General features: G+C 72.2%; 11 protein-coding genes. 1 reads left to right on the forward strand and 10 read right to left on the reverse strand.

What is annotated here, in order from left to right; all coding sequences use genetic code 11:
* Window positions 1-36 precede the first annotated feature (36 nt).
* The 9 genes from ahcY to IF55_RS30320 form a co-directional block, all read right to left on the reverse strand.
* Entirely contained in the window at window positions 37-1,500 is a 1,464-nt protein-coding gene (gene ahcY, locus IF55_RS30280) for an adenosylhomocysteinase (RefSeq protein ID WP_030877564.1), read from the reverse strand.
* 76 nt (window positions 1,501-1,576) lie between these two features.
* Complete coding sequence (locus tag IF55_RS30285) at window positions 1,577-2,020, reverse strand: NUDIX hydrolase (protein WP_030877562.1); 444 nt, start codon at window positions 2,018-2,020, stop codon at window positions 1,577-1,579.
* 33 nt (window positions 2,021-2,053) lie between these two features.
* Entirely contained in the window at window positions 2,054-3,808 is a 1,755-nt protein-coding gene (locus IF55_RS30290; RefSeq protein ID WP_048832753.1) for a carbamoyltransferase family protein, read from the reverse strand.
* Window positions 3,808-4,794 carry a 2-hydroxyacid dehydrogenase gene (locus IF55_RS30295; protein ID WP_048832755.1) on the reverse strand — a complete coding sequence of 329 codons (987 nt, stop codon included), beginning with the start codon at window positions 4,792-4,794 and terminating at the stop codon, window positions 3,808-3,810. The genes IF55_RS30290 and IF55_RS30295 overlap by 1 nt, the downstream gene beginning before the upstream one ends.
* Window positions 4,791-6,059, reverse strand: coding sequence for an NAD(P)-dependent oxidoreductase (locus IF55_RS30300; protein ID WP_157854282.1), 1,269 nt, complete (start codon window positions 6,057-6,059; stop codon window positions 4,791-4,793). Before IF55_RS30300 ends, IF55_RS30295 begins: the two co-directional genes overlap by 4 nt.
* Window positions 6,056-7,276, reverse strand: coding sequence for an adenosylhomocysteinase (locus IF55_RS30305; protein ID WP_030877556.1), 1,221 nt, complete (start codon window positions 7,274-7,276; stop codon window positions 6,056-6,058). The genes IF55_RS30300 and IF55_RS30305 overlap by 4 nt, the downstream gene beginning before the upstream one ends.
* A 73-nt stretch (window positions 7,277-7,349) precedes the next feature.
* Window positions 7,350-8,408, reverse strand: a complete 1,059-nt coding sequence (locus IF55_RS30310; protein ID WP_063764065.1) for a radical SAM/SPASM domain-containing protein — start codon at window positions 8,406-8,408, stop codon at window positions 7,350-7,352.
* A 648-nt stretch (window positions 8,409-9,056) separates the two neighbouring features.
* Complete coding sequence (locus tag IF55_RS30315; protein ID WP_078645521.1) at window positions 9,057-10,778, reverse strand: LCP family protein; 1,722 nt, start codon at window positions 10,776-10,778, stop codon at window positions 9,057-9,059.
* Window positions 10,771-11,316: a DUF6542 domain-containing protein gene (locus tag IF55_RS30320; protein WP_048832759.1), complete on the reverse strand. Its 546-nt coding sequence runs from the start codon at window positions 11,314-11,316 to the stop codon at window positions 10,771-10,773. The genes IF55_RS30315 and IF55_RS30320 overlap by 8 nt, the downstream gene beginning before the upstream one ends.
* Before the next feature lie 266 nt (window positions 11,317-11,582).
* Here IF55_RS30320 and IF55_RS30325 point away from each other — a divergent pair, with 266 nt between their 5' ends.
* Window positions 11,583-11,930, forward strand: a complete 348-nt coding sequence (locus IF55_RS30325; protein WP_048832761.1) for a hypothetical protein — start codon at window positions 11,583-11,585, stop codon at window positions 11,928-11,930.
* A 356-nt stretch (window positions 11,931-12,286) separates the two neighbouring features.
* On the opposite strand, the gene IF55_RS30330 is transcribed toward IF55_RS30325, so the two are convergent.
* A complete protein-coding gene (locus IF55_RS30330; protein WP_211270058.1) occupies window positions 12,287-12,688 on the reverse strand; it encodes a GNAT family N-acetyltransferase in 402 nt (133 codons plus the stop codon).
* Window positions 12,689-12,890 lie beyond the last annotated feature (202 nt).

Genomic DNA, 12,890 nt, shown 5'->3' on the forward strand with positions numbered 1-12,890 from the left:
CGGCCTGTGGCGTGTCCGCCCGGATCAGTACGCGGATCAGTAGCGGTAGTGCTCCGGCTTGTACGGGCCGCGGACCGGCACCCCGATGTACTCGGCCTGATCGTCCGTCAGCTCCGTCAACTCGCCGCCCAGCGCCCGTACGTGAATGCGCGCCACCTTCTCGTCCAGCTCCTTCGGCAGCCGGTAGACCTGGCGCTCGTACCGCTCGCGCGCCGAGTACAGCTCCACCTGCGCGATGACCTGGTTGGCGAACGAGCAGGACATCACGAACGACGGGTGCCCGGTGGCGTTGCCCAGGTTCACCAGCCGGCCCTCCGCCAGCACGATGATCGAGTGCCCGTCGGCGAACACCCACTCATCCACCTGCGGCTTGACGTTGGCGCGCCGGATGCCGGGGAGCCGCGCCAGGCCCGCCATGTCCAGCTCGTTGTCGAAGTGGCCGATGTTGGCGAGGATCGTCTGGTGCTTCATCCGCGACATGTGCTCGACGCGCACCACGTCCTTGTTGCCGGTCGTGGTGATGACGATGTCCGCGCGCCCCACCACGCTGTCCAGCGTCGCCACCTCGTACCCGTCCATCTGCGCCTGGAGCGCGCAGATCGGGTCGATCTCCGTGACGATCACCCGCGCGCCCTGGCCGCGCAGCGACTCGGCCGCGCCCTTGCCCACGTCGCCGTAGCCGCAGACGACCGCGACCTTCCCGCCGATCAGCACGTCCGTACCGCGGTTGATGCCGTCGACGAGCGAGTGGCGGATGCCGTAGCGGTTGTCGAACTTCGACTTCGTCACCGAGTCGTTCACGTTGATCGCCGGGAACAGCAGCTCGCCCGTGTTCGCCAGGTGGTAGAGCCGGTGCACGCCGGTCGTCGTCTCCTCGCTCACCCCGAGGATCTCGCTCGCCACGCCGCTCCAGTTGGCGCCCTCGGCCGACAGCGACGCGCGGAGCTGCCCGAGGAAGGCCGCCCACTCCTCGGAGTCGCCCGCGACGGGGTCGGGCACCCGCCCCGCCTTCTCGAACTCCACCGCCTTGTGCACCAGCAGCGTCGCGTCGCCGCCGTCGTCCACGATCGCGGTGGGCCCCTGGCCGCCGGGCCACAGCAGCATCCGCTCGGTGCACCACCAGTACTCCGGCAGACTCTCGCCCTTCCACGCGAACACCGGCACGCCGCGCGGCGCCTCCGGCGTCCCGTCCGGGCCCACCACCGCGGCCGCCGCCGCGTGGTCCTGGGTGGAGAAGATGTTGCAGGACGCCCAGCGCACCTCGGCGCCCAGCGCCACCAGCGTCTCGATGAGCACGGCCGTCTGGACCGTCATGTGCAGGGAGCCGGATATCCGCGCGCCCTGGAGCGGGCGGGTCTCGGCGTACTCCCGGCGCAGCTCCATCAGGCCCGGCATCTCGTGCTCGGCCAGCCGGATCTCGTGCCGGCCGAACTCGGCCAGCGACAGATCGGCGACGGCGAAGTCCAGGCCGTTGAGGTGGTGCAACCGCTCGGCGGTCATCGGTTCGCTTCCTCTCGCGATGAATCAGCAGTAATCGATGGGAAATTGACGGCGACTCATAAAGCTTCGCGGATGGTCATCCGCCGGGTGGCGGCGGCTGCGGCTCCGGCCAGTCCAGGCTCTCGAACCACACCCCCGCGCGGTAGTTGGCGACGGCGGTACGGACGTACGGCACTACATCGGCGGGCAGCGCGCGCACCGGGCTCCACAGCAGCTCCGAACACTTGGCGGGCTCGGCGTTGACCGGCGTGCCCGCCCAGTTCCGGCACGCCGTGAAGAAGTCGACCCGGCTGCCGTCCGCCCGCCGGTGCACGACCGACACGACGTCCACGGCCTCCGGCGGCACCACCACCCCCACCTCCTCACGGGCCTCCCTGACAGCGCCCCCGCGCACACTCTCGTCGTCCTCCAGATGCCCGCCGACCAGGCTCAGCCAGCCGTCCCGGTAGCCGGTGCCGCGCCGCCGGGACAGCAGCACGTCGCCGCCGCGCAGCAGCAGAATCCAGACGGCGGCGATCAACGGGCATCAGCACCTGTACGGGCCTCCGCGCCCTCACCCGCCGAGCGAGGCATGATCCACCTCGGCCTCCGCCGCCGCCCCCGCGGCGGGCCCGGCCGCGAGACGCGACACGACGCCGGCCGGCCCGCCCGGCAGCAGGGACGGGTCCTTCGCGGCGAGCCACGGGCCGAGCACCAGCAGGTCGAGTTCGCTGTTGAGGAAGGTGCGGACGGCGTCGGCGGGGGAGTTCACGATGGGCTCGCCCGCCAGGTTGAAGGAGGTGTTGAGCACCACCGGCACGCCCGTCAGCTCCTCGAAGCGGCGGATCAGCGACCAGTAGCGGGGGCTGTGCTCGCGGTCCACCGTCTGCGGGCGCGCCGTGCCGTCGACGTGCACGATGGCCGGGACGCGGGAGCGCACCTCGGGCCGTACGAGCGCGGAGACGTTCATGAACGGGGAGCGGTGCGGGGCGTCGAAGTACGTGTCGAACCGCTCGGCGAGGACGCTCGGCGCGAGCGGCCGCCAGATCTCACGCCCCTTGATCCGGTTGAGCCGGGAGACGATCTCGCGGCTGCGCGGGTCGGCGAGCACGCTGCGCGCGCCGAGCGCCCGGGGCCCGATCTCCGCGCGCCCCGAGCACCAGCCGACGATCCGGCCCTCCGTCATGGCGGTCGCCACATGGCCGATCAGCTCGGCCTCCGGGACCCGCACGACGTGCAGCCCGTCCGCCCGCAGCGCCTCGGCGATCTGCGCGTCATCGGGGCCCGGCCCCCAGTAGGCGTGGTCGATGCGGGTGGGCGTGAACGCCCCGCCCGTCGTCCGGGCGTGCTCGTGCGCGACCTGGAGCGCGGCCCCGAGGCTGACGCCCGGGTCGTGGGCGACGGGCAGGAAGTAGTACTCGTCGAAGAGGCCGCTGGCGGCGATCCGCGAGTTGGCCGAGCAGTTCTGCGCGACACCGCCGGCCACCACCAGCCGCCCGCTGTTCGTCGCGTCGCGGGCGTGCCGGGCGAGGTCGAGCAGCGCCTTCTCCAGTGCGGCCTGCGCGGAGGCCGCGAAGTTGGCGTACACCATCTGCTCCGCGCGCTGCCCGTCGAGGTACGGGAACGTGGTCCGCCGCCACCAGGACAGCAGCGCCTCGCGCATCTCGGTGCGGGTGTTCGCGGTGTGCTCGACCCGCAGATCGGGCGCCATCGCGGGGCCGCCGCCCTCGGTGACCAACGGCATCGGGTCCTGCGCCCGGCCGTACGCGGCCAGCCCCATCAGCTTGCCCTCGCCGCGGGAGTTCGCGGTCTCCAGCCCCGCGTACTGGGTCGCGGCCCGGTAGAAGTGCCCGAGGGAGGCGTTGACGGGGTAGCTCGCGAGCGTCCGGATGCCGTCGCCGTCGCCGTACGCGATCGAGCTGGACTCCCGCTCGCCCTGACCGTCCACCACCACGATGGCCGCCTCGTCGAAGCCGCTGGACCACAGGGCGCTGGCCGCGTGCGACAGGTGGTGGGCCACCGGGATCGCCTTCGGCCGCAGCGGGCGGTCGAACTCGGCGGGCAGGGCGTTGTCCAGCTCCAGATAGGGCGCGGCGGGCAGCGCCGGCTCGAAGCGCTCGATGTCCCAGCCCGTGGCGATGGCCGCGACATCGGAGGCGCGGGCGCCGGCCTGCCGCAGACAGGACCGTACGGCCTCGATCGGCATCTCCAGCCGGGCCCGCTTGCGGCGGCTGAACCGCTCCTGCTCGGCCATGGCCAGCAGCCTGCCGTCCTCCAGCAGCGCGGCGGACGGGTCGTGGAAGCCGAAGTTGATTCCCAGGACGAGCATCAGCGAGCACCCCGCGCCATGGGCTCGATGAGGTCCCGCAACGGTTGGCCTGCCTCCAGGCGGACGATGTTGGCGCAGGCGGAGCGGAAGTACATCTCGGCTACCTCCCGGGTGCGACCGGCGATATGGGGTGTCAGGAGCAGGTTCGGGGCCCCGTCGAGCGGGGAGGCGGGGGCCAGGGGCTCGGCGGCGAACACGTCGAGGGCGGCCCCGGCGAGGCGGCCGGAGCGCAGGGCCGTGGCCAGGGCGGCCTCGTTGACGAGGCCGCCGCGCGAGGTGTTGACGAAGTAGCGGCCAGGCCGCATGAGCGCGAACTCCCGCGCGCCGAAACGGTAGTCGGCGGCGTCGGCCCGTACGTGCAGGCTCACCACGTCCGCGGCGGGCAGCAACTCCTCCAACGGGCGGTATTCGGCCCCGATTCGGCGCTCGTGGTCCGGGTCGAGGCGGGTGCGGGAGAAGTAGCCGACCTCGGCGCCGAAGGCCGCCAGCAGCCGGGCCGCCGCCGTGCCGACCCGGCCCATGCCCACCAGCGCCACCGATGCCCCGGCCAACTGACGGGTCGCCGCGTCGAACCGGTTGGAGGACCGCCACTCGCCGGAGCGTACGAACGCGTCGGCGTCGGGCAGCCGACGCAGCAGCGCCAGCGCCGCCATGACAGTGTGTTCGGCGGTGGCCGCCGCGGCGAACCCGGACTTGTTGTGCGCCACGGGCACACCGTGCGCCGCCGCCGCGGCCAGCTCACCGGAGATGTCGTACTGCCCGCGACCCAGCCGCTGCACCAGCCGGACCCGGTGCAGCAGCGCGAAGTCCGCCTCGGTCAGCGGCTCCTGATCCACCATGATGACGTCGCACCGGCCGAACTTGGCCTTCCGGTCCGTTTCGTCGTCCGCCCGCGAGTACTCCAAGTGGAAGCGGGGGGCGGCGAGTTCGGCGGCGAGGACGCGTTGGCCGAGCGCGCTGATGGCACCGCGGACGAGGACGTTCACGAAGCCTCCCGGTCCGAGGTCGAGATCGATGCCGCCGAGGGTGAGGCCGAGGCTGAAGCCGCTTCCGTACTCGGGTCCGGCTTCGAGGCGGCCCGGTCCGGGGCGGGCGGCCAGTCGTAACCCAGCGCGGCGAGCTTGCGCCGGGCCACCTCCGCCTCGACCTCGGCGGGCACCGGCAGCAGCCGCGCCGGCAGCGGGTCGCGTTCGGGTGCCGACGCCGCCGCCGACGCCGATGCCGACGCCGGGCCCGGGCGCTCCGCGAGGTGCGTCAGGCACAGGGCGTGCAGCGCCAGGGAGATGTCCATCATCTCCGGCGGGTTGATCCCCGCGTAGACGTGGTTGCCGCCCGGCCCCTCCAGGAGGGTGAGCCGCTTGCCGTCCAGGACGTACTCGACCCGGCCGGGCGCGGTCGTACGGGCGGTGGCGGCGGTGGCGAGCGCGGCCCGGTCGATCTCCTCGGGGGAGTGGCCGATCCCGCCGACGACCGCGCCGTCCTTGAGGGCGCGCAGCCGCTCCAGGGGGAGTACCCCGCGCGCGTCGGTGACGGTGATGACGACATCGGCGGCGGGCAGCGCGCTGTCCAGCGGCACCAGCCGGTGGCCCGCGTAGACGGCCCGCAGCGCGGCCACCGGGGAGACCTCGGCGACCTCGACGCGGCAGTGGCAGCCCCGCGCGTAGTCGGCGACCGCGCGTCCGGTGACGCCGTAGCCCACCACCAGCACGCTCTTGCCCGCGAGTTGGACTCCCGCGTCGAGCACGCCGAGGAGCGCGGCCTGGCCCGTGCCGTGCGCCGTCTCGACCGCGGACTTGAGGGCGGCGGAGGCGACGGAGAACAGCGGGAACGGCAGCGCGCCGCCCGCCGCCGTCACCTTCTTCACCGCGTTCTGGGAGTGCGCCGTCCCGCCGAGCACCGCCGGCGCGCCGTCCGTCCGGCTCCACAGCAGGGCGAGTTCGCCGTTGTCGACGACCAGGTCCGGGCCGAAGTCCAGCACCTCGCGGACGCCGGAGTCCGACTCCTGCAAGGGGGTGTCCAGCACCCGCGCGCCGAGCGCGGCCATCTCGCGGCCCGCCGCGGGGTCGAAGGTGGTGGACTTGGACGACACCACGACGACGTGGGCGCCGCCCGCGCGGAGGACCCGCACGAGCCGCGCCGCCTCGCCGGTGACGTTGAGGGCGGCGGCCACCCTGCGGCCCGCGAGCGGGCGCCGCCGCTCGAAGTCCCGTGCCAGGGAGGCCAGTACGGGCATGGGTGCGGTGTCCGTCATCCGACGTATCCCAACGCCCTGAGCTTGGCGCGGGCCACGTCCTCGGTCAGCTCCTCGGGGGCCACCGACAGCCCCGGCGGCAGCGTGCCGCGCCGCTCCCACAGCCGTACGGCGCACAGGGCGTGCAGCGACAGTGAGAGGTCCATCATCTCGCTGGAATTGCCGCCCCCGCAGACGTGGTTGAACTGCACGCCGCCGCCCAGCAAGTACACGGACTTGTCGGGTAGTTGGTACTCGTCGAGGCCGGTGGAGACCGACAGGACCCTCTTCGCCGCGGCGGCCAGCGCGGGCACGTCGATGGCGTCCGGGTAGTGCCCGATGTTGCCGAGCACCACCCCGTCGCGCAGCAGGTCCAGGTCGTGGCCGCCGATGACGCCGTGCGTGCCGGTGGCCACGATGACGATGTCGGCGTTGCTCAGCGCGTTGGTCAGCGAGTCGATGCCGTGCCCGGCGGCGGCCGCCCGCAGGCAGGCGACGGCCGAGGTGTCCACCACCGTCACCCGGGCCCGGAGCGACGAGATGTAGGAGGCGATGCCACGCCCCGCCGTCCCGTACCCGATGACCGCCACGTTCTTGCCGCTGAGCTGCGCGCCGGTGGCCCCGATGACCGCGGCGGCGGTGGACTGCCCGGTGCCCATGGGCGTCTCGATCGTGTTCTTGAGCGGATTGTCCACCAGCGACAGGACGGGCACCGCGAGCGGTGTGCCCGCGGCGGCCAGCGCCTCGACGGTCTGGGTGCCGCTGCGCGAGTGCACGGTGGCGCCCACCAACTCGGCCGCCGACTCCGGGCGTTCGGCGCAGGCCACGAGGAGCGCGGAGTTGTCGATCAGCAACTGCGGCCGGAAGTCCGCGAGTTGACCGGCGAGACGGTCCGGGCCGGCCGCCGGGTCCGGGGCGAGGACCCGGATCGTACGGTGCCGCTCCAGCTCGGCCACCGCGCCCGCGTCCACGGTCCGGGGGTTCGACGGGTGCAGCAGTATGTGCGCCCCGGCGTCCTTCAGGGCGACCAGCAGATGGGCGCTCTCGGGGCTGATGTGCAGGGCCGCGGCGATCCGGACGTCGCGCAGCGGCTTCTCGGGCCGGAACCTCCGGCGCAGCCCGGCCATCACCGGCATCTGCCGCCAGGCCAGCTTGATCCGCGCGCGCTCGGCGGCCTGGGTCCGTACCGCGGGGGCCGGACGGCCGGCCACCGCCTCCTCGGGTGGGGCTACGGCCATGTCTGTGCTCTCTCCTCTTCCCGGGCGCCGGGGCGCACCCCGGCGCCCGAAGGCAGGTCCGGTCCGCTCGGCGTCACGCCTGGGACTTCCACAGCCGGCACATCGAGACCAGCCCCTCGGGGTTCTGCGGCTTGCCGTTCTTGGCCAGCACCTCCTCGGCGGGGCAGCCGCTCAGCCAGGGCTCGTCCTTGGCCTGGAAGGTGGCCTGCGTGAACAGCTCGAACTCGTTGTGCTGGCGGTTCAGCCGCAGCCCGCGGTCGGTCATCGTGGCGAAGTGCATCGGCTCGTCGAACAGCACCGAGCAGACGTAGCAGCGGCCGTCCGGGAAGATGGACAGCCGGTCGAGGGAGCAGCCGACGCAGCCCCGGTACCCCTCGTCGATGTACCGCTCCAGCTTCTGCGGGCCCGCGTAGGTCGGCGGGTACCAGATCGACGTCCGGTAGTTGTCCTTGATCGACTCCAGGTACTCGTAGAAGTCGATCCAGCGCTGCGGGGAGAGCGACCACTCGTCGGCGTTGGCGATCCCGCGCCCCTCCTCGGAGAAGACGTGGAAGTTGACCATCTTGACGCCGAGTTCGTCGGCGAGCGAGAGGAGCGGCGCCGCGTCGTCGATGTTGAGCTGGGAGATCGTGCAGATCAGCCGCACGTCGTAGCCCGCGGCGATGGTCTCGCGGATGCACGGGACCGTCTTGTCGAACATGCCCTCGCCGCGGATCGCGTCATGGGTGGCGGGGCTCGCGCCGTCCAGGCTGAACGAGATGTAGTGCAGCTTCGCCGGGTCGATCTTGTCGATGGTGCGCTCCAGCAGACCATTGGAGTTGATCATGATCTGCTTGTAGCCCAGCTCCTCGGCGTAGTCGACCATGCGGGGCAGGTCGGGGTGGAGCGTGGGCTCGCCGCCGAGGAAGGTGATGTACTCGCCGCCCAGGGTGCGGCAGTAGTCCATGATGTTGCTCGCGCGCTCGAACGTCAGCGACAGTCCGCGCTCCAGCCGGTCGCCCATGTAGCAGTGCCCGCAGCGCAGTTGGCACTTCTCGGTGACGTACAGATAGATGTTGTGGAACCGCTTGTAGTGGACGCGCGAGCGGTCGCGGGAGCTGGTCACGCTCTCCACGGGAACAAAGGTAGCCATTGTGCACTCCCCGTTCGGAAGGGTTTCCGGGCAGGTGCGGCGCGGCGGCGACGGGGCGCGGGGCCCGGCCGGCGGCGCGTGGACGTTGGCACATGCGTGGTGCTCCGCGCGGCGGACGTCAGCGGATCGATCGTCGGCCGGGAAGCGGATTCTCGACCGGATCTGGCGCTCGACACGGCAATCGGGCCGGTGTTCACCGCCGCACGCCATTGAACGTAAGGCGGGTGATCCAGGGGACGTGAGTGTTATTCCAGCCGCGCCCCGAGGCGCCCGGGGGCCCCGGGACGCGTGTAATCGTCACCGAAGCGGCGCGCGGAGGGGTGTTCCCCGGCGCGTGTCAGGGGTGCGCGCCGGGCGCGCCCCTGACGTCGTGAGCAGCGGGAGCGCCGACCGGGCGGGCCCGGAAACGCCGCCGCGACCGGGGGAGCGGGGCCCCGGCCGCGGCGGTGTCCGAAAGGTGACGCTGGGCGTAGGTTAGGTAACGCTTAGTTCTTGCCGTTCAGCGCCGTTCAGCGCCGTTCAGTGTCGTTCAGTGTCTTTCAGTGCCGTCCAGCGCCGGTCGTACGGGCGTCGGTTCGCTTACGGGCATCGACGCCCGTACGGTCACCGGCTCGTGTACGGGCGCGGGCACCCGCTCGCGTACGGCCGTCAGTTGACGCACGGTACGCCGCCCGCCTTCACCGCCGGCCCCGACGTGTCGTCGTCATCGTCCGACGAGGACTTCCCCGAGCCGCTGCTCGACGTGTCGCCGCTCGACCCGCCCCCGCTCGACGTGTCGCCGCCCGACTTGGCGGGCGACTCGGCCGGGAGCTTGTAGTCCTTGCCGAGGGTGATGACGACGTGGCCCGCCGGCACGGACGCGCTCGCCACGGGCGCCGCCGTCTTCAGCCGGTCCGCTATCTGCTGCGCGGCCTTGTCCGCGCCGCTGCCGTACGCGATCGTGGTGCGCGCCTGCGCGGGGGCGTCGCCCGCCACCCCCTCGGTGTAGCCGAGCTTGACCAGGGCCTTGAGTTCGGCCTCGGCGGCGCCGTTGCCCCCGTTGCCGTTGCGGACGTCGACGGTGCCGGGGGCTGCTTTCTCGTCCTTCTTGTCCTTCTGGTCCTTCTTGCCGTCGGAGGAATCCTTGGTGTCGGCGGTGGCGAACGCCTTTTGGACGATCTTCCGCACCTGCTCCGGGTCGACCAGGTTGACCGACTCCTTGTTGCGGGTGCCGAACCCGGTGATCGGCAGGGTGTGGAAGACGACGTTCCCGCCGGTGAGGTTGGGCGCCTGCTGGGCGAAGTCGAGCACGTCCCAGGACTGGTCGAGGACGAGGTCCTTCTTGACGACGTCGAAGAGCCCCTGCAACTTGCCCAGGTCGCTCCACGCGCCCTGGCTCTTCAGCTCATGGGTGACGGAGGAGATGAACGCCTGCTGGCGGCGGGTGCGGTCGAGGTCGCCGTTGAGCAGCCCGTGCCGCTGGCGCACGAAGGCCAGCGACTGCTTGGCGTCGAGCTTCTGCACCCCGGCCGGGAAGTCGGCCCCGGAGTAGTGGTCCTTCACGGGGTGCTTGAGGCAGACCGTGATCGGCTGGAGCACCTTGGCTATGTCGTAGAAGCCGAGCAGATTGACCTCGGCGAAGTGGTCGATCGGCACGTCCAGGAACTTCTGCACCGTGGCCAGCGTCGCCTGCCGCCCGGCCTCCCGGCTCTTGCCCTCCAGCTTCGCGCCCTTCATCCCCTGGGCGGCGAACTTGTCGTGGGCCCCGGTGTAGGCGTTGGAGTACGCCTCCTTGATCTTGAAGTGGCCCTGTACGGAGCCGTCGCCGTTGAAGGTCTGCACATAGTCGTCGCGGGGCACCGAGAACGCCTGGACCTTGCCGCCGTCCTTCGGTATGTGCATCAGGATCAGCGTGTTGGTGTTGTAGTAGCCGATCTCGCTCGACCCCGCGTGCAACTGGTCCTGCACGAACTCCTTGGGCAGGTCGTTGCCGTCCATGTCCTTGCGCGAGTCGAGGCCGATCAGCAGCAGGTTGACCGAGCTGTCGAGGTGTTTGGGCGCGTTCTTCTTGATGGAGTCCAGCGCGTTCGACGTCGTCATGCCGTCGGTCAGCGAGCGGTACGCGTACCAGGTGACGCCGCAGGTGACGAGTACCACGGCGGAGGCGGCCCAGACCATGGCGCGCAGCGCCAGCACCGCCCGCGGCGGCCGCCCGCCCGTACCGCCGCCCGCCCCGCGGGCCCGGGAGCGCCGGCCGCGGCCGCCGTGCTTGGTGGGGCCGTACGACCCGTTGGGCCCGTGCGACTCGTCGGGTCCATACGGCCCGTTGTATCCGTACGACCCGTTGGGTCCGTTCGGCCCCGACTGCCGGGGTCCGCGTTCGTCAGCCATTTCCGCGCCTCCCGCGCCCGAGGCCCCCAATGCCGCGCAGGGCCAGTACCGCGAGTACCGCGCACTCCGCCGCTGCCATCGCCGGGAAACCGGCGACGGCCCAGCGCACCATGCTGGTGGCGAGCGTCTTGGCGCCCGCCGAACCGCCGCCGAGCAGCCCCGCGCCCGCCGTCACCGCGAACACCACCAGCGGGGGCAGCGGCACCACCCACCACAGGGCGTGCCGCCGGGCCGCCAGGACGGTCGACCAGGCCGCGCCCAGCGTGGCCCCGGCCGCCATGGTCCACCCCGGGCCGGAGCCGATCACGCTGTCCACGGCGGCGCCCAGCAGCGGGGGCACCACCAGGGCGACGGCCACGGCGCCCCGCGCGCCGCGCCGGGCGGGGGCGCTGCCCGCCCGCCGGGAACCGCGCGGGCCGACCGCTTCGGGGGAGGCGGGCTCCGGCGCGGCGGGCCACTCCCGCGGCGGATACGGGGCGCCGTGGGCGCCGCGGCGGGATGGTCCGCCGCCTGCTGCCCATGTCTGTTGCTCTTGCATTCGTCCGCTTTCACCAGTTTGTTCGGCGGTCCACCGGCTTTCCCCCGCCAGCACGTTTCGGCCCTGCCTGTGCTCTTCGAGCAGTGAGACGGTTGGGTCACCGCGTGAGTTGCCTGGTCACGCAAGCTCGCAAGCGTCTGTGACCGGGGCCACATGGGTCGGCGGCGGGTTGGGTCGCTAATATAGTTGCAAGATTGCGCAATTGGGCAAGTTGTGATGCGGGCCCGCCGCCGATCCGCGAGGCGGCCCGGCCGAGGGAAGGGGCAGTGGAGTTGTCGCAGGAGCAGCAACCGCCGACCGGAAGCGCCAACCTGCGCATCGGGGCGGCCGTGGCCCGCGTCGAGGGCCTCTACACCGCCCTGCGCACCACCGCCCCCGGAGCGCGAAGAGACCAGCTCATGACCGACCTGGCCCGAGCCGGCCGGCGCCTCGCCGCCGTGGTCGAGGCGACCCCGTCTACGGCGTCCCCGTCTTCGGCCGCTTCTGTTTCCGCTTCTGCTCCCGCCTCCATGCCGGTGGGTGGCGGGGTCGTGCCGCCCCGGTCGCGGTGGCAGCGCCGCCGCGCCTTGGCTGCCCGTGGCGCCGGCTGGCTCGCCGCGCGTACGGGGCCGTGAGGCGGGGGCGGCATCGGGCTCGGGATCGGGAGCGGCGACTTGGTACGTACCGGGGGCGGCGGGGCGGTTCGTGGTGCCGGTGCTGGTACGTACCGGGGGCGGTGCGAGGGTGGTGATGCCGGCCTTGGTCCGTACCGCGTTGAGCGGAGCGGCTTGGAGTACCGGCGCTGGTCCGTACCACCGGGGGCGGCTCGGGTCGCCGGCGCTGGTCCGTACCACGATCGGGCCGACGCTTCGTCACGCCGACTCTGGTCCGTACCACATGCGGTCCGGCGGTTGAGGAATGTCGGACTTGGTACGTACCGCGCGGGGCTGGACGTCCCGGTTCCGCCTCCGGGGCATCCCGGCTCCGCCTCCTACCGAGAGGTGGCCGGTGTCCAGCGCATGGTCATGTCGGGCAGGCTCTCCATGTTGCGGCTGCCGTCATTGGTGTCGAGCACGGTGAAGCCGTGGCGCTCGTAGAAGCGGCGGGCGTCCGTGTTGAGCTGGAAGACGCGCAGCGACATGCCGCCGGGGCTGTGCCGCCGGGCCTCGTCGAGCAGGAGCGTGCCGATGCCGCGGCGGCGGACGTCCGGGCGCAGATAGAGGTGTTCGAGCATGTCGCCCTCCAGGGCGGCGTAGCCCAGCACCTCCGCGCCGAGGACCGCCACCCACACCCGGCACTCCTTGAACACGATGTGCTCGATCCACCACACGACCTCGTCGGCGCCGCGCCGCTGGGCCGGAAGGTACGGCATCGTCGCCGCGCGCGACTCCATATGAATACGCGCGATCACCGCAGCGTCCGCCGTGCCCGCGTCCCGTATCTCCACCCCGTCGCCATGATTCACGGGCCGACCCTACAACGGCCCGCTGTCGGCGGTCCGGGCCCGTCTGCCGGGAAAGGCGGGAACGCGCCTTCCGAGGGGCGTGAATTCCTGGGAACATCCAGGGCCACGGTGACGGAGCGGAAATACGGAC

The sequence above is a fragment of the Streptomyces varsoviensis genome, assembly GCF_000718635.1.
In the GTDB taxonomy this organism is placed as follows: domain Bacteria; phylum Actinomycetota; class Actinomycetes; order Streptomycetales; family Streptomycetaceae; genus Streptomyces; species Streptomyces varsoviensis.

Excerpts from the sequence above, each read along its gene's own strand:
- IF55_RS30300 (WP_157854282.1), bottom strand. The coding sequence starts at position 6,059 with ATGACGGACACCGCACCCATGCCCGTACTGGCCTCCCTGGCACGGGAC.
- IF55_RS30330 (WP_211270058.1), bottom strand. The coding sequence starts at position 12,688 with ATGGAGTCGCGCGCGGCGACGATGCCGTACCTTCCGGCCCAGCGGCGC.
- IF55_RS30320 (WP_048832759.1), bottom strand. The coding sequence starts at position 11,316 with ATGCAAGAGCAACAGACATGGGCAGCAGGCGGCGGACCATCCCGCCGC.
- IF55_RS30305 (WP_030877556.1), bottom strand. The coding sequence starts at position 7,276 with ATGGCCGTAGCCCCACCCGAGGAGGCGGTGGCCGGCCGTCCGGCCCCC.
- IF55_RS30315 (WP_078645521.1), bottom strand. The coding sequence starts at position 10,778 with ATGGCTGACGAACGCGGACCCCGGCAGTCGGGGCCGAACGGACCCAAC.
- IF55_RS30310 (WP_063764065.1), bottom strand. The coding sequence starts at position 8,408 with ATGGCTACCTTTGTTCCCGTGGAGAGCGTGACCAGCTCCCGCGACCGC.
- IF55_RS30290 (WP_048832753.1), bottom strand. The coding sequence starts at position 3,808 with ATGCTCGTCCTGGGAATCAACTTCGGCTTCCACGACCCGTCCGCCGCG.
- ahcY (WP_030877564.1), bottom strand. The coding sequence starts at position 1,500 with ATGACCGCCGAGCGGTTGCACCACCTCAACGGCCTGGACTTCGCCGTC.